This is a genomic window from Xanthomonas sp. LMG 12462 (assembly GCF_009192885.1).
Classification (GTDB): Bacteria; Pseudomonadota; Gammaproteobacteria; order Xanthomonadales; family Xanthomonadaceae; genus Xanthomonas_A; species Xanthomonas_A sontii.
In genome coordinates this window covers 1-22,576 of record NZ_NMPP01000075.1, presented here as the reverse complement: position 1 = coordinate 22,576, position 22,576 = coordinate 1, and the positions used below count along the sequence as shown (strand labels likewise).

The window sequence follows — 22,576 nt, the reverse complement described above, 5'->3', positions numbered from 1 at the left end:
GAGAACAAGGTCAGGCGTTTTTGTGAGCGAAGAAGACAGTGTTCGTTGAAGGAGTAGCGCTTGTCTGTGGGAATCAGTCGCGACCCCTCAGCAATAGCGCGTCGCGGCTGAAGTCGCTCCTAGACAGGTGACGCGCCATGTTCCGCTTTTGGCTTTTACCAATCCCTATTCCCTATTCCCCATTCCCCGCCCTCAAAACTCGAACTGCAGCGCCAGCCGCGCCGTCCGCGGCGCACCGAGGAACAGATAGTCGTCGCCTTCGTAGGCGCCGACGTCGCGCCAGTAGCGCTTGTCGGTGAGGTTGTCCACGCTCAACCGCAGTGTGGTCGGCACCGCGCCCAGGCGCGTGGCGTAGCGGGCGCCAAGGGTGTAGACGCTGTAGCCGCCGACGGCGACCTGGCCGCTGCGGTCGGCGTACTTGGCGCCGCTGTACTGCGCGCCGCCCAGCAGCGCCAGGCCGCTGACGCCGGGCACGTCCCAGCTGGCCTGGGCGCTGGCGCGCAGCCGCGGCACGTTCAGTGCCTGGTGGCCTTCGTCGCCCGGCGTGCCGGTGTCCTCGGCGCGCGCGCGGATGCCGGCGACGCTGGCCTGCAGGTGCAGGCCGGCGCCCAGCGTGCCGGCGGCGGACAGTTCGATGCCGCGGTTGTGCAGGCGGCCCTGCTGCACGAACAGGAAACTGCCGTCGGCCTGCGGTTGCGCGTACTGGTTGGCCTGGCGCATGTCGAACAGCGCCGCGCCCAGGGTCACGCCATCGCGCTCGTATTTCATGCCGGCCTCGCGCTGGTAGGTGCTGGTGGGGGCGAGGATGCTGTCGGCGTTGCTGGCGAACCACGGCGCGGTGCCGCCCGGGGCCAGGCCCTTGGCGAAGCTGGCGTACAGCGACAGCGACGGCTGCAGCTTCAACAGCAGCGCCGCCTGCGGCAGAAACACCGAGCGGCGCGTGCGTCGGGTCAGGCTGCCGTCGCGGTCCCAGGCGCGTTCGTCGTAGCGCACCTGGCGTGCGCCCAGCAGCAACTGCCAGGCCTCGCCGATGCCGATGCGGTCGCTGGCCAGCAGCGCGGTCTGCGCGCTGTCCAGGCGCCGGCGCTTGGGGCCGAGCGTGGCGTCGGCCTGCGCCAGCAGCGGCGGGTCGGCATCGATGTTGCCGCTGCCGATCATCTCGTTGATCGAGCCGTGGCGGTCGATGGTGCGATGCAGGTAGTCGACGCCGACCTGGAACTGGTGCTGCAGCACGCCGGTGCTGGCGCTGCCGCTGGCGATCGCCTGCAGTTCGTCGTTGCGGCGGCTGTCGGCAGGGCTGCGGTAGTCGTAGATGTCGTAGTCGCCTTCGCGGCTGAAATGGTTGGGCACCGCGTCGCCGGCGCAGCTGGCCGCGCCGTAGCAGCCCCAGGCGAAGCTGGAGTAATCGTCGATCAGCGCGCGGCTGTGCGATGCGGCGACTTGCAGATTCCAGGCGTCGCTGAAGCGGTATTCGTAGCGCGCCTGCGCATTCAGCGCCTCGATGCCGACCGGCCTGGACCACGGTTGGTAGGCGAGCAGACGATGCACGGACACCTTGCTCGGCAGCTGCGTGCCGCCGAGCAACTGATAGCCCGGCACCGAGCGCTGCTGGCGGTCCTGGTATTCCACGTCCAGTTGCAGGGTCGACTGCGGGTCGATGTTCCAGTCCGCCGCCAGCGACAGGAAATTGCGGTGGCCGTCGGCGTGATCGACATAGCTGCGCAGGGTCTCGTGCGCGGCGTTGACGCGCAGGCCGAACTGGCGCTCGCTGCCGAACCAGTCGCCCAGGTCCACCGCCGCGCCGCGGCTGCCGTCGTCGTCGCCGCTCAGCACCAGGCTGCGCACGTGCTGCGGGCGCTTGGTCTGGTAGTCGATCACGCCGGCCGGGGTGGTGATGCCGGACAGCACCCCGGACAGGCCCTTGAGCACCTGCACCTGCTCCTTGTTCTCCAGCGCCACGTTCTGTTCGCCGGCGATGGTCAGGCCGTTGATGCGGTAGCTGTTGGCCGCATCCAGCGAATAGCCACGGACCAGGAAGTTCTCGTAGTAGCCGATCGGCGCGTAGCTGTCGCCGACCGCGGCCTCGGCGCGCAGCACCTCGCTGAGCACGCGCACCTGGCGGTCGGACAGCTGCGTGCGATCGATGGTGTCGATCGCCATCGGCGTGTCCAGCAGCGGCGCATCGCCATAGCCGCTCAGGCTGCTGCGGTCGTGCGGCTGGCGACCCTGCACGTTGATCGCGTCCAGTTCGACCGGGGTCTGCGTGCTGGCGGACGCCGGTGCAGCGTCGGCGGCCAGGGCCGGCAGCGGCAGGGCGGTGGCCAGGGCCAGCGCGAGGGCGTGCGGAGCGGGGAAGCGGCGGGTGGGAAGCATGCGGAACGACCTCGGGGAAACGAAACGAAAGTGGAAAGCGGCAGCGCCGCGCGGTGCGCGCACGGCGGGCGTGACGGGGGACGTGTCGGCGTGGATGCGATGGTTCATGGCGCGGCCGCGGCACGCCGCTGCAGGTGCCGCAACAGCCGCTGGCCTTCGCCCTCGCCGAACCAGGCGGCGTGGCCGAGCAGGTAGCGGCGGTAGGCGATCTCGGCGTGCATGTCCGAGCCGGTGATGCCGGCGAAGTACTCGATCTCGCTGAGCGCGAAATCGGCATGCACCAGCGGCAGCAGCGCGGCCAGCAGGCGCAGGTGCGCCGCGTCCAGCGGCAGCAGGGTGGAATAGCCGTGCAGCAGCGCATCGAGCTGGTCGAGATCGGCGACGGCGGTGCCGCCGTCGTCCAGTTGCAGCCACGGGATCAGGTTGCGCTCGATCGCGGTGGCCAGGTCGAACAGGGCGAAGCTGCGGTCGGCCAGGCCGAAATCGAACACCGCGCTGACCGTGCTGGCGGCGCCGTGTCCGCGCCACAGCAGGTTGGAGGCGTGCCAGTCGCCATGCGTCCAAAGTGCCGGCGGCGGTGTCTGCAGCAGCGGCCAGGCCTGTGCGTGCCAGGGCACCAGCTGCACGCGCAGGTCGTCCTGCCAGTCGCGTTGCTGCAGCCATGCGGCCAGCGCCGGACGCCGTGCCAGATCGTGTTCCAGCGCCTGCAACGGCTGCGGCTGGGCGAACAGGCGCAGGTTGGCGACCAGTACGGTGGTGCTGCGCGGCGGCGCGGCGTAGCCGGCGGCGGCGCGGTGCAGCGCGGCCAGCGCGCGGCCGGCGGCAGCGGCCTGCGCGGTGTCGGCGAAGGGCGTCCACGACATCGCCTCGCGATAGCGGTCTTCGCCCGCGCCGGCGCGCATCACCTCGTAGGTCCAGTGGCCGCGCCGCACGGCGCTGGCGCCATCGCGGTCGCGCAGCACCTCCGGCACCGGCACGTCCTGCGCGCGCAGCTGCGCGATGAAGGCATGCTCCTCGCCCAGCGCGTGCAGGTCGCGCACGCGACGGTGGTGGCGCTTGACGAACAGCGTGCCGACGCCGGTCTCGACCTCCGCCGCCGCCGAGAACGGGCGCGGGCTGTGCCAACGCAAGGCGTGCAGGCGGCCGGGCAGGGCGTACTGCTGCAGCAGGGCTTCCACCTCGCCGTCGGACAGCGGCGGCCAGTCGGCGGCCACGGTCTGCGTGCCCATGCCGTGCATCTGGTGGCGGGCGCTCATGCGCGTGCCTCGCGGCGCCGGCACGACCCGGCGCGCCGTGCCAGCGGCCGCAGGCTGGGCATGCCATGCGCCACAGCGCGGCCCTTGCGGGTGGTTGGTCTAGACCAGAAGCGAGGAGGCCGGGGACAGGGCCCGGTCGCGCGATCGGGAGCGGAGAAGCGGGCGCCGCCGGCATCTCGGCATGGGCGCGGGCTCAGGCGGCGCGCGCGGTCTGCGGGGTGGGGCGGCAGCCTGGGACAGGAAACAACGCTGACCGGCATCTGCACTGGGCGAAGGAGAGGACACGGATCGCTCCGTCTCCCATGCGCGCGGGGCCGCAAGCGGCCGCGCAGCGCACGGGGCGCAGAGTATGCGCGGCAATCGCCGCCGCCGCCATGCCCGCCGTGCGCGTGGCGGGCGGCACATGCGGGATAATTGGCGGATGAGCGAACAGCAGATAGCCGTGGTGGTGGTGACCTACGAGAGCGGCAGCACCATCGATGCCTGTCTGCAGCGGTTGCGCGCGGCGGCCGAGGTGGCGCAGATCCGGGTGGTCGACAACGCCTCGCGCGACGACACCCTCGCCGTGGTGCAGCGGCACGCGCTGGACGATGCGCGGGTGCGCTTCATCGCCAATCCCGACAACCCCGGCTTCGCCACCGCCTGCAACCAGGGCGCCGCGGCCAGCGACGCGCCGTGGCTGGCCTTCGTCAATCCCGACCTGATGGTCGAGCCCGACACTCTGGCCCAGTTGCGCGCGCAGGCCGCCGCGCTCGGCGAGGCGCTGCTGGGCGTGGAGCAGGTCGACGAGCACGGCCGCGCCGACGCCGCGGTACGCCGCCGCGATCCGGACTTCGCGGCGATGCTGCGGCATCCCCTGGCCGGCTCGCGGCTGGCGCTGGCGGCCGACCCGGCGCAGCCGTTGCAGCCGGTGCCGGCGCTGTCCGGTGCGCTGATGCTGTTGCCGCGCGCGCTGTTCACCCGCATCGGCGGCTGGGATGCCGGCTATCGGCTGCATGCCGAGGACCTGGACCTGTGCCGCCGGGTGCGCCAGGCCGGTGCCACGGTGGCGGTGCTGAACCGCCTGCGCGTGCTGCACGTGCGCGGCGTCTCCAGCCGCAGACGCCCGTGGTTCGTCGAGTGGCACAAGCACCGCGGCCTATGGCGCTACTTCCGCAAGTTCGAGGCGCCGACCCGGGCCTGGCCGGTGCAGGTGGCGGTGTGGGCAGTGATCTGGCTGCATGCCTGGGTCACCTTCGCCCGGCTGTGCTGGCGCCGCCCAGGCTGAACGAAATCGGCCGCATTGCGCGCGCGTGCGGCATGGCAACATAAATTCGCTATATTGGGAAGTACGTCACTTAACAAATGACGTGTTCCGCCGATCTCTCCTGGACTGCGCCTGCTTTCCGGTTCGGGGGAACCCCACCAGGAACTCAACCATGCATGATTTCGACGGCGTGCGTCCGCGCACCCACGCGCGCGCCTGCGCGTCCGCTGTGCCCATGCCCGCTGCCCACCGCGCCACGCCTGCGCGCCGCGCGCGGCTGGCGCTGGCGCTGCTCGCCCTGGCGGCCGGTCCCTGCTGGGCCAGCGCCTGGGTCGACGAGGCCGGTCACGGGCTGGTGATCCTCAAGGCCAGCCATACCGATGGCGGCGCGGTGTTCAACAGCCACGGCCAGTCGGGCAACTTCCCCGATGCCGGGCGCAGCCGCCAGGACCAGCTCAATCTCTACGGCGAATACGGGCTGAGCGCGGACCTGACCCTGGTCGGCAACTTCTATTTCAGCAAGGTCGGCTACCGCAACGACAGCGGCTACGGCGACCGCCACAGCAGCGGCTGGTCGGACCAGGAAATCGGCCTGCGCTACCGGCTCGACCCGGACGGCCGCGACGGCCCCTGGCAGGGCGCGCTGCAGGTGCTGGCGCTGGTGCCCGCGTATGCGCGCCAGCGCGATGGCGAGCGGCCGGCACTGGGCCAGGGCGACTACGGCGCCGAGCTGCGCTACAGCGTGGGCCGCGGCTATCGCCTGGGCGAACACGACGGCTATGTCGACCTGGGCACGGCGGTGCGGCTGCGCGGCGGCGACGCCTCCGACGAGGCGCGGCTGGACGTGTCCAGCGGCCTGGCGCTGGCCCCGCGCTGGATGCTGATCGGTGAGTTCAACGTGATCCAGAGCCTGGGCAACGGCAAGGGCCCGAACCGGATCTACGCGCCCGGCGACAACACGCCGATCCGCGGCAACAACTTCGATTTCAGCAAGCTGCAGGCCTCGGTGCTGTACACGCTGCCCGGCGGCACGCAGCTGCAGCTCGGTTACCAGCAGCCGGTGGCCGGGCGCAACACCGGCGGTGCGGGCGGTCCGTTCGTGGCTGCCTGGTGGCGGTTCTAGCCGTGTCCGGCGAACACGAGAGCGTCGCCGCCGAGGCGAGCGTGCCCGGCCGGCTCGGGCGGCTGCCCACCGAGGGCGGCCTGCAGGCGCCGATCGGCGAGGCGCTGGTCGCCGCAGGGGTGATCGACCCGCCGCAGCTGCAGAACGCGCTGGCCCTGCAGTCGCGCTGGCGCTCGCGGCTGGGCGACGTGGTACTGGCCCAGCGCGGGGTCGCGCCGCTGCGCTTCTACACGGTGCTGGCGCAGCACTTCGGGCTGAACTTCGCCAACCTGCTCAAGCAGCCGATCGACCCGGCGCTGTTCCAGCCGGAGCGGCTGGCCGACTACGCGCAGCGCTTGGTGCTGCCGTGGCGCGAGGAGGACGGCCAGCTGGTGCTGGCGGTGGCCGATCCCGGCCCGGAGATCTTCGCCTGGGCGCGCGCCACCTACGGCGAGCAGGTGCGCTTCGTCGGCACCTCCAAGTTCGACATCGTCTGGAGCCTGCAGCAGCACGCCGACGCGCAGCTCACCCACGATGCGCTGAACCTGCTGGCCGAACATGCGCCCGAGCATTCGGCGCGGCAGGTGATCACCCGCGCGCAGTCGGTGTTCCTGGTGGCGCTCACGGTGGTGCTGGCCGCGGCGCTGGCGCTGTGGCCGCTGGTCACCCTGATCGCGCTCAACACGCTGATCGCGGTGGCGTTCCTGGCCACCTTCGGGCTGAAGCTGGTGCTGGCCTGGCGCGGTGCGCGGCGCCGCATCGACATCAAGGTCAGCGACGAGGAAGTGGCCTCGCTCGGCGACGAGGACCTGCCGGTCTACACGGTGCTGGTGCCGATGTACAAGGAACCGGACGTGCTGCCGATCCTGGCCAACGCGCTGCGCCGGCTCGACTACCCCACCTCCAAGCTGGACGTGAAGCTGGTGCTGGAGGCCGACGACACCGAGACCATCGAGGCGGCCAAGGCCCTGGGCCTGGAGGCGTTCTTCGAGATCATCCGGGTACCGCCGTCGCAGCCCAAGACCAAGCCCAAGGCCTGCAACTACGCGCTGCGCTTCGCCCGCGGGCAGATGCTCACCATCTACGACGCCGAGGACAAGCCGGAGCCGGACCAGCTCAAGCGCGTGGTCGCCGCGTTCCGCAAGTCGCCGGCCGACGTGGCCTGCATCCAGGCGCGGCTGAACTACTACAACGCCGACGAGAACTGGCTCACGCGCATGTTCACGCTGGAATACACGTTGTGGTTCGACTTCTACCTGCCGGCGCTGGAAACCCTGCGCATCCCGATTCCGCTCGGCGGCACCTCCAACCACTTCCGCCTGGACATCCTGCGCAAGGTCCACGCCTGGGACCCGTACAACGTCACCGAGGACGCCGACCTGGGCGTGCGCCTGACCCAGCAGGGCTACCGGGTCAGCGTGGTCAACTCGACCACGTTCGAGGAAGCCAACGTCAGCATCCCCAACTGGATCCGGCAGCGCTCGCGCTGGCTCAAGGGCTACATGCAGACCTGGCTGGTGCACATGCGCGACCCGGTGCAGCTGTACCGCTCCACCGGCGTGCGCGGGTTCTGGGGCTTCCAGCTGTTCGTCGGCGGCACCTTCTTCACCGCGCTGGCCGCGCCGTTGATGTGGTTGAGCTACGGGCTGTGGCTGGCGGTGGGCTCGAAATTCTTCGATCCGTTCTTCCCGCCGGCGCTGCTGTACCTGAGCCTGCTCAACCTGCTGCTCGGTAATGGCTTCCTGATCTACATGACCCTGGTGGCGGCGTTCAAGCGCGACTACTTCCGCCTGGCGCCCTACGCGCTGACCGTGCCGCTGTATTGGCTGCTGCAGTCCATCGCCGCCTACAAGGGCCTGTGGCAGCTCATCCGCAACCCGTTCTACTGGGAAAAGACCACCCATGGCATCAGCAAGCACATGGCCGAAGAGCGCCGCGCCGCGCTCGACGACTGACGCGCCGCCGCGCGCGCGCGGCACCGCGGTGTTCGTGTTCACCGCGGCGCTGCTGGCGCTGCTGTGCCACCGGCTGCTCGCGCACGGCTACATGAGCGACGACGCGATGGCGCAGTACGCCAAACTGCTGCTGTTGCGCGACGCGGCCGGCTTCCGCATCGAGTACCTGGGTTTCCTGTACGCACAGGCCTCGCTGTACCTGGGCGTGCTGCTCGGCGGCCTGCCGGGCCTGTCCACGCCGCTGCTGCCGTACCTGGTCGACGTGCTGGCCGGGGCGACGCTGGTGACCCTGCTGTGGCGCGACATCGCCGCCGGCCTGGGCCGCGGCTGGGCCTGGGCGCTCAGTGCGGGTGTGGTGATCCAGCCGTTCTTCCTGTGGCCCACCCTGTCCGGCAACAACCAGGGCCTGGGCCTGCTGGTGTTCTACGTGGCCGCGCGCGCGCTGCGCCATTTCCGCGACGATCCGGAAGCCTTCGCCTACCTGCGCCTGGCCGCGAGCCTGTGCCTGCTGTTCTTCGTCGACGAGCGCGCCTGCTTCCTGGCGGTGGGGCTGGCGCCGTGGCTGTTCCTGATCGCGCCGCCGCGGCTGATGCGGCAGGCGCCGCTGGCGTTCTACCTGGTGTGCTACCTGCCGTTCCTGTTCGCGGTGGGGGCATGGATGTACCTCAACTACATGTTCTTCGGCGACCCGCTGCTGTTCGTGCGCGACGCCACGTCCGCCTTCCGCGGCATCTCGGCGCAGGCGGCGCTGCAGCCGTGGCTGCAGCAGGCCGCGGCGCAGCCGTGGTGGCCGCCGCTGTGGCTGCTGCTGGCCGGGGTGGTCAGCGCGCCGCTGTTGCTGTTGCTGCGTCACACCCGCGACAGCGACACCTGGCGCAGCGTGCTGGCCGCCGCCGCCACCGTGATCGGCGCCGGCACGCTCGCCACCTGGGCGCGTTTCACGGCGCAGCCGCTGGACTTCCTCGCCCTGCTGCTGGTGCCGGCGGCGCTGGTGCTGGGCGACCTGCGCCGCAACCTGCGCTGGCTGGGCCTGGCGCTGCTGCTGGCCGGCGCGGTGTCCAGCGGCTGGGTGATCGCCCGCACCGCCACCTCCACCACCCGCGACTGGATCGCCGCGCTGCAGGCACCGGCGCCGCCGCGCCATGCCGACGCTGCGCACCTGGGCGCGTGGCTGGCCGAGGCGCGGCTGCCGACCCTGCTCGACGACCGCGCCAGCTATCCGGTGATCGTCGCGCGCGGCGAGGCCAAACAACTGATCCTGCCGTTCGACCCGCGCTTCAAGCAGGCGCTGGTCGATCCGCGGCAGATGCCGGCGCAAGTGGTGGTCAGCGACCCGGCCAGCCAGACCGGCGCCCTGGACAGCCTCAACCGTCGCTTCCCGCAGCTATGGCAGCAGGGCTTGCCGGGCTACAGTCTGGTCTACCACCAGGGCATCTACCGGGTATGGCGCCGATCGCCGTGAGACTGCTGACCGCGCTGCTGCTGGCGCTGAGCGCCGGCGGCTGCAGTGCGGCGCCGCCGCCTTGGATGGGCGCCAACGTCAAGGTGTCGCCGCAGGCGCCGTGGGGTAGCGCCGCCGCGCAGCAGTCGCTGCGGCAACTGGCCGAGGCCGGCGCTTCGCGTGCGCTGTTGGTCGCCTTCGTCTGGCAGGCGTCGCCGCAGTCTTCGACCCCGGTGCTGGGCAGCGACAGCAGCCCGGCGCTGGTCCGCGCCGGATTGCGGCAGATGCGCGCCGCCGGCCTGCAGCCGGTGCTGAAGGTGCATCTGTGGATTCCCGGGCACTGGGCCGGCGAGGCCGCGCCGGCCGATCGCGACGCCTGGTTCGCCGCCTACCGGCGTGCGTTGCTGCAACTGGCCCAGGTCGCCGCCGACGAGCGCGCCAGCGCGCTGATCGTCGGCACCGAGCTGCGTCAGCTGCAGGATGCGCCGCAGTGGCCGGCGCTGCTGGCGGCGGTGCGCCAGGTCTATCGCGGCCCGATCGGCTATGTCGCCGACGGCCTGGAGCAGGCCGAGCGCTTCGGCTACTGGGACCGGTTCGATTTCGTCGGCACCAGCCTGTATCCGGCGCTGGCCGCCGCGCCGGAGCAACGGCGCGCGCAGATGCGCGCGGCGGCCGCGCGGGTGCAGGCATTGGGCGAACGCAGCGGCCGCCCGGTGTGGGTGGCCGAGCTGGGCCTGCGCTCGGCGCACGGCAGCCTGGCGGCGCCCTGGGAAAGCCCGGAGCAACGCACGGCCGAGGTCGACACCGCGTTGCAGGCGCAAGTGCTGCGCGAGTGGCGCGAGGTACTCGACGCGCAGCCGCGCATCGCCGGCATCGCGCTGTGGTGCTGGTACACCGATCCAGACGCCGGCGGTGCGCGCGACAGCGATTTCACCGTGCAGCACAAGCCGGCGCAGGCGGTGCTGAAGCGGTGAGGGTCAGGGATCAGGGGCGCGCTTCGCCCTTGGCAGGAGTCAACTGTCATGCAACCACGACGAACGGAGTAGGCGGACGATCTGACCTCGGAAGCCGTCGTGGCTGATCCCACAAAAGGGCGGCGAGAGTCCCTCCCACAGCACGTCCGGACACCGATCATCGCGAGTCCATTTGGGAGTCGCAGTCGCTTGGCTTTGGCTGTTGCCCTTGCTTTTGACTTATCGGGTTCCCTTCCGAAGCGGCGGCCATCGCGGGGAAACACCCGAAGGGCGGCGCACAGGGATGTGCGCCGTCCGCGGCAGGGCAGGGCTCGCCGGAAAAGGCGAAGCACTGCTTCGCCCCGGCGGGCGGGCTGGCGCCGTGAGGCGACTGCCCCGGACTTGGCTGCGAAGCAGCCAAGCCCCTTCCGCGGATCCCCGCGATGGACGCGGACCCGGAGCGCGTCAGCGCGGAGGGCGCGAGGCAGGGTGTGCTTGACCAGCCTTCGGCTGTGGTGAAGCGCTTCTTTTGGTTACTTTTCTTTGCACAAGCAAAGAAAAGTAACTCGCCGCTAGGCGAAAGCTTTGCTCTTGCACTCGTTGTCACCATGGCTGAATTGTGCGGCATCAGCCGCGGCCGCACCTCATCGGAACGCCCGGTCGCGGCTGACGCTCCCACAGAAAAGCACGAAGACGGAGCCTGCAACGCACTGAGCGCATAATCGGCGGATGATCATCGACTCGCTTCTGGACACCGACCTCTACAAGTTCACCATGATGCAGGCGGTGCTGCATCAGCATCCCGGCGCGCAGGTGGAATACCGTTTCAAGTGCCGCACCCCGGGCATCGACCTGGCGCAGTACCTGTCGCAGATCTCGGCGGAGATCGACGCGCTGTGCGCGCTGCGCTTCCGCGAGGACGAGCTGGACTACCTGCGCACGATGCGCTTCATCAAGCCGGACTTCGTCGATTTCCTGGCGCTGTTCCACCTGGACCGCAAGTACCTGCAACTGCAGGCCTCGACCAGCGTGCCCGGAGAGATCGAGCTGCATATCCGTGGGCCGTGGCTGCACACCATCCTGTTCGAGGTGCCGCTGCTGGCGATCGTCAACGAGGTGTGGTTCCGCAACGCCGGCGGTGCCGACCATGCCGAAGGCCTGCGCCGCCTGCAGGCCAAGATCGCGCTGCTGCGCGACACCCCGGGCTACGACAACTGCGCCATCGCCGACTACGGCACCCGCCGCCGCTATTCGCGCGCCTGGCACGGCGAACTGCTGCCGGTGCTGCAGCAGACCCTGGGCAAGCAGTTCGTCGGCACCAGCAACGTGTACTTCGCCCGCCGCTACGGTCTGACCCCGCTGGGCACGATGGCGCACGAATACCTGCAGGCGTTCCAGGCGCTGGGGCCGCGGCTGCGCGATTCGCAGGCGGCGGCGCTGGAATCCTGGGCGCGCGAGTACCGCGGCGATCTCGGCATCGCGCTGTCGGACGTGGTCGGCCTGGATGCGTTCCTGCGCGATTTCGACCTGTACTTCTGCAAGCTGTTCGACGGCATGCGCCACGATTCCGGCGATCCGTTCGAATGGGGCGAGCGGGTGCTGGCGCATCTGCAGCGGCATCGGGTGGATCCGCGCAGCAAGATCCTGGTGTTCAGCGATGGCCTGGACATCGACAAGGTGATGCGGCTGTACGCGCATTTCCGCGATCGCTGCATGCTGGCGTTCGGCGTCGGCACGCACCTGACCAACGATCTGGGCCTGGTGCCGCTGCAGATCGTGATCAAGATGGTCCGCTGCAACGGCCAGCCGGTGGCCAAGCTCAGCGACTCGCCCGGCAAGACCCTGTGCGACGATCCGGCCTATCTGGCCTACCTGCGGCAGGTGTTCCAGGTGCCGGCCGAGGAGCGGCACTGAGTCTGGGCGGCCCTGCCGGTGCCGACCCAGCGCCGGTCCCGGAGCGGGCGGGCAGGGGTCGCAGTTCGGCGCATCAGGGCTTTGCGGTGAAGAAAGAGTGAGATACACTGCGTCACAAAGTGAGAACTGTGTCGCATTAGTGACGGCCGGCGACGGTCGGCCCGGGGCGCCACACCCGCTACGCCGTTGTCGTTCCGTCCCTGCCCAGAGACTTCCTCGATGAGCGCTCACGCGTTGCAGACCCATTACCGCACCCATGCCTGTTCGCGGCAGTGGCGCGGCTTTCTGCGCGCGCTCGCCGAGGAGTTCGCCGCGGAGCTGGGCGCCGAGGACCTGGCCCTGCTGATGGCGCGCATCGGCCGCCGCTTCGCCGCCGAACACCAGGTCGGCGCCTGCACCACCCTGCAGGAGCTGGAGGACGCGGTGAACCGCGTCTGGGACCGGCTGGAGTGGGGCTATGCGCGCTTCGAGGAGCACGCCGACCGCGTCGAGCTGCTGCATGCCGGCTCGCCGCTGCACATCGGCCTGGCCGGGCAGGCCGGCGGTGCCGACGGCTTCTTGGAAGGGGTATATCAGGCATGGTTCATGCAGGTGGGGATGTCGGCCGGCCTGGGCGTGCGTGCGTTGTCGTCCGGACACGAAGACCTGCGCCGCTTCGTGCTGGCCAGGGCCGGCTGAGCGCGGCGGTAGCGACCGACTATTTTCAGATCGTCATGAGGGGCGTCATGTCCAAGAAGTCCAAGCAAACGGGTGCCGAAACCGGCGACGACGTCTCCAGCCTGTTCGCCAAGCTCGGCAGCAGTGGCGCCACCGCCTACCAGGATTTTTCCGCCGACCGGCTCAGCGCCGCCGAGCCGGCTGCCGCCGCGCCGCCGCCGGCGGCTCCCGCACCGGCGCCGGTGCTGTCGGTGGTGCGCGCCGCGGTCGAGCCCAGGCCGGCTGCGCCATTGCCGGTCGCGCCCGCCGCACCGGCGGCGCCTGTGTCGGCCGCCGTCATCGGCACCGCGACCGGCACGCCGTTGCAGCAGCTTTTCCAGCGCCTGCTCGAGGTCGGCCGCGAGGCCGCGGTGCCGGCGCCGGGCGGTCCGCTCAAGCGCTTCTTGAATCGTTGATGCCATGCGGCGCCTGCGGGCGCCGCACCTGTTTGCCGTCGCCGCGCGGTGGGGAAGACCGCGCGCCGACCTCCTCCCCTTGTTAGGAATCGCCGATGAGCGCTGCCTCCGCGTCGCGTGCCGCGCGCCCGCTGCATGTCCTGGCCAACTGGTCGCTGTGGCTGCTGGGCGCCGTGTTGCTGGTCTTCGTCGTCGCCATCCCGATGGATGTGCCGCAGCAACTGCTGTTCTCGCTGGTGGTGTTCGCCGCGGCCATGCTGCTGCGGCGCAGCGGCAGCCGCCTGGCGATCCTGGTGATGATGGCGCTGTCGCTGGCGGTGTCCTCGCGCTACATCTGGTGGCGCCTGACCCAGACCGTGGGCATGAGCAGCCCGGTCGACCTCAGCCTGGGCCTGGGCCTGCTGCTGGCCGAACTGTACGCGTTCGTGATCCTGGCGCTGGGCTATTTCCAGGTGCTGTGGCCGCTGAACCGGCGGCCGCTGCCGCTGCCGGCCGACCAGCGCGAATGGCCCAGCGTCGACCTGTTCATTCCCACCTACAACGAACCGCTGTCGGTGGTGCGCTCGACCATCCTCGCCGCCAGCGTGATGGACTGGCCGGCCGACAAACTCAACATCTACCTGCTCGACGACGGCCGCCGCGAGGAGTTCCGCGCGTTCTGCGCACAGGTCGGCATCCACTACGTCACCCGCACCAACAACCTCCACGCCAAGGCCGGCAACATCAATGCGGCATTGAAGAAGTCCAGCGGCGAGTACGTGGCGATCTTCGACTGTGACCACATCCCCACGCGCTCGTTCCTGCAGGTGGCGATGGGCTGGTTCCTGCGCGACGCCAAGCTGGCGGTGGTGCAGATGCCGCACTACTTCTTCTCCGCCGATCCGTTCGAACGCAATCTCGGCAACCACGGCAAGGTGCCCAACGAGGGCGAGCTGTTCTACGGCCTGCTGCAGGACGGCAACGACCAGTGGGACGCCACTTTCTTCTGCGGCTCGTGCACGGTGATCAAGCGCAAGCCGCTGGAGGAAGTGGGCGGGGTGGCGGTGGAGACCGTCACCGAGGACGCGCACACCGCGCTCAAGCTGCACCGCCGCGGCTACCGCAGCGCCTACATCGCGGTGCCGCAGGCCGCCGGCCTGGCCACCGAGAGCCTGTCCGGCCACGTCGCCCAGCGCATCCGCTGGGCGCGCGGCATGGCGCAGATCGCGCGGCTGGACAACCCGCTGCTGGGCAAGGGCCTGCGCCTGTCGCAGCGCCTGTGTTACGCCAACGCGATGCTGCACTTCTTCTACGGGCTGCCGCGCATCGTCTATCTGACCGCGCCGCTGGCGTTCCTGTTCTTCGGCGCGCACGTGATCCATGCCTCGGCGCTGATGATCCTGGCCTATGCGCTGCCGCACATCCTGCAGGCCAACCTGACCAACCTGCGCACCCAGGGCAAGTTCCGCCACCTGCTGTGGAACGAGGTCTACGAGACCACCCTGGCCTGGTACATCCTGCGCCCGACGCTGGTGGCGCTGCTCAATCCCAAGCTCGGCAAGTTCAACGTCACCCCCAAGGGTGGCCTGGTGCCGCGCAGCTACTTCGACGGGCAGATCGCCAAGCCCTACCTGTTCCTGCTGGTGCTCAACCTGGCCGGCCTGGCTGCGGGCGTGATGCGCCTGCTCAGCGTGCAGCCCGGCGGCGAGGCGCAGACGATCTGGTTCAACCTGGCCTGGACCGCGTACAACGTGCTGTTGCTCGGCGCCACCATCGCCACCGCCAGCGAGATGCGCCAGGTGCGCCGCTCGCACCGCGTGCCGCTGGATATCCCGGCCACCCTGCACCTGGCCGATGGCCGCGAACTGGCCTGCCGCACGGTCAACTTCTCCACCGGCGGCATGGCGCTGCGCCTGCTCGAGCCGGTGCCGGTGGAGCCGGACCTGCCGGTGGAGATCGCGCTGCCGCAGCGCGGCAGCTCCAAGCGTCTGCCGGCGATGGTGCGCCACGACCGCGACGGCGAAATCAGCATCCAGTTCCGGCCGATGTCGATCGAGCAGGAGCGCTGGCTGGTGGCCTGCACCTTCGCCCGTGCCGACATCTGGGTGTCGCAGTGGGGCCGTCACGACCGCGACCGCTTCTGGGTGTCGCTGGGCCGCGTGTTCGCGGCCAGCATGCGCGGCTTCAGGCGCCTCGGCCAGCACGTCGCCAGCAGTGCGCGCAGCGGCTGGCGCGGCCGCACCGCCGGCGAGGAGGCTGCGCCGTGAGTCGCCGTTCCATCGTGTCGCGTTCATTCCTCTCTTTCACTTCCATCCGGTTGCCGTCGATGCGTCTACCCGCCCTGGCTGCGTGCTGTCTCACGGTTCTCTCCGGCCTCGCCCTGGCCCAGGAGCCGACCCTTCCCGCCACCGCGCAGGCGCCGGCCGCCGCCGCGACCGCCACGCCGCTGCCGTCTCCGGCCGAACGCGAGCGCTCGGCCACGCTCAAGCAACTGGGTGTGGACTACGAGATGACCCTGCGCGGCATCCAGGGCAGCGCCGGTATCGCCTTCAGCACCCGCACCGACGAAGTGGTGCAGGCGGCGAACCTGCATCTGGTCTACAGCTACTCGCCGGCGCTGCTGCCGGACCTGTCGCACCTGAAAGTCAGCGTCAACGGCGTCACCGTGGCGACCCTGCCGGTCAGCCGCGAGAACGCCGGCAAGCTGCAGCAGAGCGACGTGCCGATCGATCCGCGCCTGATCAGCGACTACAACCGGCTCAACCTGCAACTGATCGGCCACTACACCCGCGATTGCGAGGATCCGGACCACACCAGTCTGTGGGCCAACATCGATCCGTCCACGCGGCTGTCGCTGACCGCCACCCCGCTGGTGCTGCGCAACGACCTGGCGCTGCTGCCGGTGCCGTTCTACGACAAGCGCGATACGCGCCGCCTGGAACTGCCGTTCGTGTTCCCGCAGCGCCCGGACCTGGCCACGCTGCGCAGCGCCGGCATCGTCGCCTCCTGGTTCGGCGCGCAGGCCGGCTACCGCGGCGCGTCGTTCGGCGTGGCCATCGGCGATGTGCCGGCCACCGGCAACGCGGTGCTGTTCGCCACCGCCGCGACCCTGCCGGCGGAACTGGCCGCGACCCAGGCCGGCCTGACCGAGATCGCCGGCCCGACCCTGGCGATGATCACCAACCCGCGCGATGCCACCGGCAAGCTGCTGCTGGTGCTGGGCCGCAACGACAACGACCTGCAGCAGGCCGCCACCGCGCTGAGCCTGGGCACGCCGTTCAACGGCCCGGTGGCGCGCATCGGCGAACTCAAGCCGGCGCAGCCGCGCAAGCCCTACGACGCGCCCAACTGGATCTCCGGCGACAAGCCGGTGCGCTTCGGCGATCTGGTCGCGCAGACCTCGCAGTTGAACGTCAGCGGCTACCACCCCGACCTGATCCGGGTCGGCCTGCAGCTGCCGCCGGATCTGTTCGTGTGGCAGCGCGACGGCATCCCGGTCAACCTGCGCTATCGCTACACGGTGCCGGAGACGCAGAACAAGTCGGCGCTCAACGTCAGCATCAACGATGCCTTCGTCACCACGCTGCCGCTCAACGGCCACGCCTATGCCGAGTCGCTGCCGCTGCGCTGGTGGCACGAACTCTCGCCCAAGGGGGCGATGCCGGTGGAGCAGAAACTGCTGCTGCCGACCGGGCCGTTCTCGGCCAACAGCCAGCTGCGTTTCCACTTCTTCTTCGACCGCCCGCAGGCGGAAGCGTGCAAGAACACCTTCCCCGACGTGTCCGGCGCGATCGACGCCGATTCCAGCGTGGACCTGCGCTCGTTCCATCACTACATGGCGATGCCGAACCTGGCCGCGTTCGGCAATGCCGGCTTCCCGTTCACCCGCCTGGCCGACCTGTCCGAGTCCACCGTGGTGGTGCCGGACGAGATCGGCGACCAGGACATGGCCAACCTGCTGACCCTGCTCGGCCGGCTCGGCGCGTCCACCGGCTACCCGGCGCTGCGGGTGACCCTGATCCACGCCGCCGAGGTCGACAAGCATGCCGACAGCGACCTGCTGGTGTTCGGCAGCCTGCGCTCGCAACCGCTGTTCCAGCGCTGGAGCGCGGCGCTGCCGATCGGCGACGGCGCCAGCGGGCGGCGCTTTGCGATGAGCGACTGGGTGCTGGACAAGCTGCCCGGCTTCCTGTCGTTCGATGCGCGCCGCACCGACCTGCCGACCACCGCCGAGGTGGCGGTGAAGCCGGCACCCGGCGACGTGGTGCTGATGGGCTTCCAGTCGCCGCTGAAGGCCGGGCGCAGCGTGGTCGCGCTGCTGGCCGAGGACCCGGCCAGCGTCGAGGACTTCTTCGACGCCTGGCTGGAGCCGGCCACGCTGAAGGACTTCCAGGGCAGCGTGGTGCTGCTGCAGAAGGGCAAGGTGCGCAGCCTGGCCGGTAACCAGACCTACTATGTCGGTCACCTGCCGCTGCCGACCTGGGCGCGCTGGTACTTCTCGCAGCACCCGCTGTTGCTGGGCCTGGCGGTGGTGCTGCTGAGCGTGTTGCTGGCGCTGGCCGCGCGCGTGGTGCTGCGCCGGCATTCGGCGGCGCGGCTGCAGGCAGGGCAGTGAACGGACACACCGGCCAACGCCGACGCCTGCTCGGCGGCCTGCTCGCCGCCGGTGCGGCGACGCTGCTGCCGCCGGCGCGCGCCGCGCTGGCGGCGGCGCCGGCCTGCGCGCCGTGGCGCGAGTGGACCGCGTTCGTCGGCAAGCACCTCGATGCCAGCGGGCGGGTGATCGATTTCCAGCACGCCGACCAGCGCAGCACCTCCGAAGGCCAGTCCTACGCGCTGTTCTTCGCGCTGGTGGCCAACGACCAGGTGCTGTTCGAGCGCGTGCTCGGCTGGACCCGGCACAACCTGTGCGGCGGCCGCCCGCAGCAGGTGCTGCCGGCCTGGCTGTGGGGCCGCGCCAGCGACGGCAGCTGGCGCGTGCTCGATGGCAACAGCGCCAGCGACGCCGACCTGTGGATCGCCTACGTGCTGCTCGAGGCCGGGCGCCTGTGGCAACGGCCCGGCTACACCCAGGCCGGTCTGCAGATGCTGGCGCTGGTGCGACGCACCGAGCTGGCCGAGCTGCCCGGGTTCGGCAGCATGCTGCTGCCGGCGGCCAAGGGGTTCGTCAGGCCGCAACGCTGGACGCTCAACCCCAGTTACCTGCCGCTGCAGTTGCTGCGGCGCTTCGCCGCGGTCGATCCGAAGGGACCGTGGGCCGGCCTGGCCACGCGCAGCGCACGGATGCTGCGCGACAGCGCGCCGATCGGCTTCGCGCCGGACTGGACCGCCTGGGACGGCCGCGCGTTCGGCATCGACCCCGACAAGGGCGCGATCGGCAGCTACGACGCCATCCGCGTGTACCTGTGGGCCGGCATGCTCGATGCCGCCGATCCGCTGCGCAAGGCGCTGCTCGACGACCTGTCCGGCCCGCTGCAGCAACTGCGCGCGCAGGGCCGTCTCGACGAGAAGATCGACAGCCGTCAGGGCGTCGGCAGCGGCCAGGCGCCGCCCGGCTTCGCCGCGGCCCTGCTGCCGTACCTGAGCGCGCTGCGCGAACCGGCGCTGCTCCAGGCGCAGGTGCAACGCATTCCCGCGCCCGGCGACGCCGCCGCGGCACGGCTTCCCTACTACGACCGGGTGCTGATCCTGTTCGGACGCGCCTGGCTCGACAACCGCTACCGCTTTTCCGCAGACGGCGCGCTGCAGCCCGCCTGGAGAACCCAATGCTCCGCATGAACCTCAAACCCCTGTACCTGGCCGGCATGATCGACCTGTGCCTGCTCGCCGGCAGCGCGCACGCGCAGAACGCCGACGCCACCCAGCAACTGGTCAGCCAGGGCAACTACTGGCACGACCAGGGCCGCGACGATCTCGCCGCCGACGCCTGGCGCAAGCTGCTGCGGGTCGACCCGAACCAGCCCGACGCCCTGCTCGGCCTGGCCCAGATCGATCTGGCGCAGGGCCGCCAGACCGACGCGCGCAAGCGCCTGGCGCAGCTGCAGAAGGCGCATCCGCAGGCGCCGCAGACCCAGCGCCTGGCCATGTCGATCGGCGGCACCGGCGATAACATCGACCTGCGCAACGCACGCCGCGCCGCCGCCGCCGGCCGCTACGTGGACGCGGTGCGCGCCTACCAGGCGCTGTTCGACGGCAAGGGCCCGCCGGACTCGCTGGCGCTGGAGTACTACCAGGCGCTGGCCGGCACCCCGCAGGGCTGGGACGGCGCACGCGACGGCCTGCGCCGCCTGGCTGCCGCGCAGCCGGACAACACCGCCGCGGCGCTGGCGCTGGCGCAGGTGCAGACCTACCGGGAACCGTCGCGGCGCGAGGGCATCGCCCAGCTCGCCGCGCTGAGCAAGCGCGCCGATGTCGCCGGTCCCGCGCGTGCCGGCTGGCGCCAGGCGCTGCTGTGGCTCAATGCCGGCCCCGCCGATGCGCCGCTGTACCAGGCGTTCCTGGCCGCCAATCCGAACGATGCCGAGATCGCCAAGAAGGCCGCGCAACTGCAGGAGCGCCGCGCGCAAGGCGGCGATCCGGCCGGCGAACAGTTGGGCGAAGGCTTCAAGGCGCTCAACGCCGGCAACCTGGCGCTGGCCGAACAGCGCTTCGCGCAGGTGCTGCGCGCGCGTCCGCGCGATGCCGAGGCGCTGGGTGGCCTGGGCTCGGTGCGGCTGCGCCAGCAGCGCTTCGGCGAAGCGCAGGAACTGCTGCGCCCGGCCGCGGCCGCCAACGGCAAGTGGCGCAGCGCGCTGGACAGCGCGCGCTACTGGCTGCAGCTGCAGCAGGCGCAGGCCGCGCGCACCCGCGGCGACACCGACGCCGCGCTGCGCCTGGTCCAGCAGGCGGTCAAGCTCAAGCCCGAGGAGGCCGCCGGCTACGCGTTGCTGGGCGACCTGCAGTCGGCCAGCGATGCCGCCGCCGCCGAAAAGAGCTACCGCGAGGCGCTGCGCCTGCATGCCGACGATGCCGGCGCGCTGCAGGGCCTGATCGCCCTGTACAGCCGCCAGGGCCGCGCCAACGAGGCCAATGCGCTGTTCGCCAGGCTCAGCCCGGCGCAGCGCCAGCAGGCCGGCGGCGAGTCCGCGCTGAAAGCCAACCTGCAGCGCGCCCGCGCGCAGCAGGCGCTGGAGGCCGGCGACACCGTCACCGCGCAGAGCGAGCTGGAAAAGGCGATGGTCGACAACCCGGGCGATCCGTGGGTGCGGCTGGACCTGGCGCGCCTGTACCAGCAGGCCGGGCGTCCGGACCAGGCGCGCAGCGTCATGGACGGCCTGCTCGCAGTGCACGGCGACATGTCCGAGGCGCTGTACGCCAATGCGCTGCTGGCGCAGGAACGCGGCGACTGGGCCAGCGCCTACGCCAGCCTGGAACGCATTCCGGCCAATGCCCGCACCGCCGAGATGAGCGCGCTGCGCAACACCGCCTGGGTCGAACAGCAGGCGGCCACGGCGCGCCTGCTGCAGCAGCAGGGCCGCGGTGGCGAAGCGCAGTTGCTGCTGGGCCGCACCGAGGCCGCGCTGGGCGACGCGCTGGAACAGCCGGCACTGCTGGCGGCGATGGCCGGCGCCTATGCCGACATCGGCAGCAACCAGCGCGCGCTGACCCTGGCGCAGCGCCTGGTCGCACAGAACCCCTCCACCGAGGCGCGCCTGCAATACGCCGGCGTGCTGCTGCGCGCGCACCAGGACGCGGAACTGGCGGCGACCCTGCGCCAGCTGCGCGACAGCGACATGAGCGCCGAGCAGCAGCGCCGCTACCAGGCGCTGCGCAGCGGCTACGTGCTGCGCCAGGTCGATGCCCTGCGCGAACTCGGCAACCTCGAAGCCGCCTACGACGCGCTGGCGCCGCTGCTGGCGCAGCAGAACCAGGATCCGCAGGCGGTGGCCGCGCTGGCACGGCTGTACGCCGCCGCCGGCGACCAGCGCCAGGCGCTGGTGCTGTACCAGCAGCAACTGCAGCAGTCGCCCAACGACCTGGACACGCTGATCGCCGCGGCCAACACCGCCGCCGCGCTGCGCGACCTGCACAGCGCCGAGGACTACCTGCAGCGCGCGCTGGCGCAGGCGCCGGATTCGCCGCAGGTGCTTGGCGCCGCCGGCCGCGTGTACCGCAGCGCCGGCAAGAACCGCAAGGCCGAGAGCTACTTCCGCGCCGCACTGGCGGCGCAGGCGCGCGAGGCGGGCCAGTACGACAACGGCCTGCCGGCCGCCAACGGCCCGGCGTCCTACGCCGCTGCCGGGCGCCCGCTCAATCCGTTCGCCGGCATGAACGGACGCATGCCGCGCAGCGCCGCGGTGGTGTCCGACCGCCTCGGCGGCGGCGTGCCGGCCCCGGCCTACGCGGCGTCCGCGCTGCCGGCGTCCGCGCCGGCCGTGGCCGCCGGCGACGACCTGCCGCCGCCGGCCAGCGCCAGCGCCGCGGGCGTGGCCCTGGGCGCGTTGCCGGTGCCGGGCCAGCGCGCCACCACCGCCCGCACCGCGCCGCGCGCGCTGCCCGGCGAGGACGGGCTGCTGGCCGCGGCGCCGCGCACGTCCCTGCGCCAGCCGGCCGCACCGGCCACCGCCGCCGGCGGCTCCAGCGTGCTCGACGAACTGCGCGAGGTGCAGGCGGAGAACAGCGACAGCCTCGCCACCGGCGCCAGCTACCGCGCCCGCGACGGCGAGGCCGGCCTGGGCCGGCTGCGCGATCTGGAAGTGCCGCTGCACGGCGAATTCGCGGTGGGCGAGGGCAAGCTGCAGGTCGACGTCACCCCGACCCTGCTCGACGCCGGCACGCTCGGCACCGACTACGCCACCGCCAGCCGCTTCGGCGCCGGCCCCGCCGCGGCGATGGGCGATGCCCTGGCCGCCGACCGCACGCCGATCGACAGCCTGGTCGGCAGCGACCTGTACCAACTGCTGCTCACCGAGGGCAACAGCAACGCCACCCGCAACGCGCTGCGCACCTACGCGGTCAACAGCGGGCTGTACAACAAGCTGTTCAACGACACCGACCCGGCGCTGACCAACGCGCAGCGCGAGGCGGCAGCGACATCGCCCGCTTCCGCAACCTCGCCGCCAATCCCACTGCCGCGGCGCTGACGCCGGCCGGCTTCAGCCAGGCGCTGTACACCATGGCCGCCAACGGCAACGGCGCGCGGCGCATGGACCAGGACGCGCGCGGCGTCGGCATGGCGGTGACCTACAAGAACGGCGGCTTCAAGG

At 71.1% G+C, this 22,576-nt stretch carries 14 protein-coding genes and 1 pseudogene; 13 read left to right on the top strand and 2 right to left on the bottom strand.

Features of this window, described 5'->3' with window-relative positions; genetic code table 11:
• Positions 1 to 192: 192 nt before the first annotated feature.
• Both CEK69_RS16560 and CEK69_RS16555 read right to left on the bottom strand, forming a co-directional pair.
• A complete protein-coding gene (locus tag CEK69_RS16560; protein WP_152246812.1) occupies positions 193 to 2,373 on the bottom strand; it encodes a TonB-dependent siderophore receptor in 2,181 nt (726 codons plus the stop codon).
• A 104-nt stretch (positions 2,374 to 2,477) separates the two neighbouring features.
• Positions 2,478 to 3,629 (bottom strand): aminoglycoside phosphotransferase family protein, encoded by a 1,152-nt coding sequence (locus CEK69_RS16555; RefSeq protein WP_152246810.1) that lies wholly within the window; start codon positions 3,627 to 3,629, stop codon positions 2,478 to 2,480.
• A gap of 421 nt (positions 3,630 to 4,050) precedes the next feature.
• On the opposite strand from CEK69_RS16555, the gene CEK69_RS16550 reads away from it, so the two are divergent.
• The 13 genes and pseudogenes from CEK69_RS16550 to CEK69_RS16490 all read left to right on the top strand — a co-directional run.
• The gene (locus CEK69_RS16550; RefSeq protein ID WP_152246808.1) at positions 4,051 to 4,896 is read left to right on the top strand and encodes a glycosyltransferase family 2 protein; all 846 of its coding nucleotides are present in this window, start codon (positions 4,051 to 4,053) and stop codon (positions 4,894 to 4,896) included.
• Between the two features lie 151 nt (positions 4,897 to 5,047).
• Positions 5,048 to 5,998 carry a hypothetical protein gene (locus tag CEK69_RS16545; protein WP_152246806.1) on the top strand — a complete coding sequence of 317 codons (951 nt, stop codon included), beginning with the start codon at positions 5,048 to 5,050 and terminating at the stop codon, positions 5,996 to 5,998.
• A gap of 41 nt (positions 5,999 to 6,039) precedes the next feature.
• The gene (locus tag CEK69_RS16540) at positions 6,040 to 7,932 is read left to right on the top strand and encodes a glycosyltransferase family 2 protein (RefSeq protein WP_226975195.1); all 1,893 of its coding nucleotides are present in this window, start codon (positions 6,040 to 6,042) and stop codon (positions 7,930 to 7,932) included.
• Entirely contained in the window at positions 7,880 to 9,394 is a 1,515-nt protein-coding gene (locus CEK69_RS16535; protein ID WP_152246797.1) for a hypothetical protein, read from the top strand. Before CEK69_RS16540 ends, CEK69_RS16535 begins: the two co-directional genes overlap by 53 nt.
• A complete protein-coding gene (locus CEK69_RS16530; protein ID WP_193314021.1) occupies positions 9,385 to 10,347 on the top strand; it encodes a glycosidase-like protein in 963 nt (320 codons plus the stop codon). The genes CEK69_RS16535 and CEK69_RS16530 overlap by 10 nt, the downstream gene beginning before the upstream one ends.
• Before the next feature lie 422 nt (positions 10,348 to 10,769).
• The gene (locus CEK69_RS16525; protein ID WP_152246793.1) at positions 10,770 to 11,048 is read left to right on the top strand and encodes a hypothetical protein; all 279 of its coding nucleotides are present in this window, start codon (positions 10,770 to 10,772) and stop codon (positions 11,046 to 11,048) included.
• Between the two features lie 7 nt (positions 11,049 to 11,055).
• A complete protein-coding gene (pncB, locus tag CEK69_RS16520; protein ID WP_152246791.1) occupies positions 11,056 to 12,240 on the top strand; it encodes a nicotinate phosphoribosyltransferase in 1,185 nt (394 codons plus the stop codon).
• A gap of 219 nt (positions 12,241 to 12,459) precedes the next feature.
• On the top strand, positions 12,460 to 12,918 hold the full coding sequence (locus tag CEK69_RS16515; RefSeq protein WP_026143666.1) for a cellulose biosynthesis protein BcsD: 459 nt from the start codon (positions 12,460 to 12,462) through the stop codon (positions 12,916 to 12,918).
• A 47-nt stretch (positions 12,919 to 12,965) separates the two neighbouring features.
• Positions 12,966 to 13,352, top strand: a complete 387-nt coding sequence (locus CEK69_RS16510; protein WP_152181962.1) for a hypothetical protein — start codon at positions 12,966 to 12,968, stop codon at positions 13,350 to 13,352.
• A gap of 95 nt (positions 13,353 to 13,447) precedes the next feature.
• The gene (bcsA, locus tag CEK69_RS16505; protein ID WP_148829900.1) at positions 13,448 to 15,598 is read left to right on the top strand and encodes a UDP-forming cellulose synthase catalytic subunit; all 2,151 of its coding nucleotides are present in this window, start codon (positions 13,448 to 13,450) and stop codon (positions 15,596 to 15,598) included.
• Between the two features lie 59 nt (positions 15,599 to 15,657).
• Positions 15,658 to 17,946, top strand: coding sequence for a cellulose biosynthesis cyclic di-GMP-binding regulatory protein BcsB (bcsB, locus tag CEK69_RS16500; RefSeq protein WP_017910603.1), 2,289 nt, complete (start codon positions 15,658 to 15,660; stop codon positions 17,944 to 17,946).
• Entirely contained in the window at positions 17,943 to 19,109 is a 1,167-nt protein-coding gene (gene bcsZ, locus CEK69_RS16495; protein WP_152246789.1) for a cellulose synthase complex periplasmic endoglucanase BcsZ, read from the top strand. Before bcsB ends, bcsZ begins: the two co-directional genes overlap by 4 nt.
• Positions 19,097 to 22,576: pseudogene (locus CEK69_RS16490) on the top strand (tetratricopeptide repeat protein); the annotation flags it as partial. The gene bcsZ and the pseudogene CEK69_RS16490, both read left to right, overlap by 13 nt.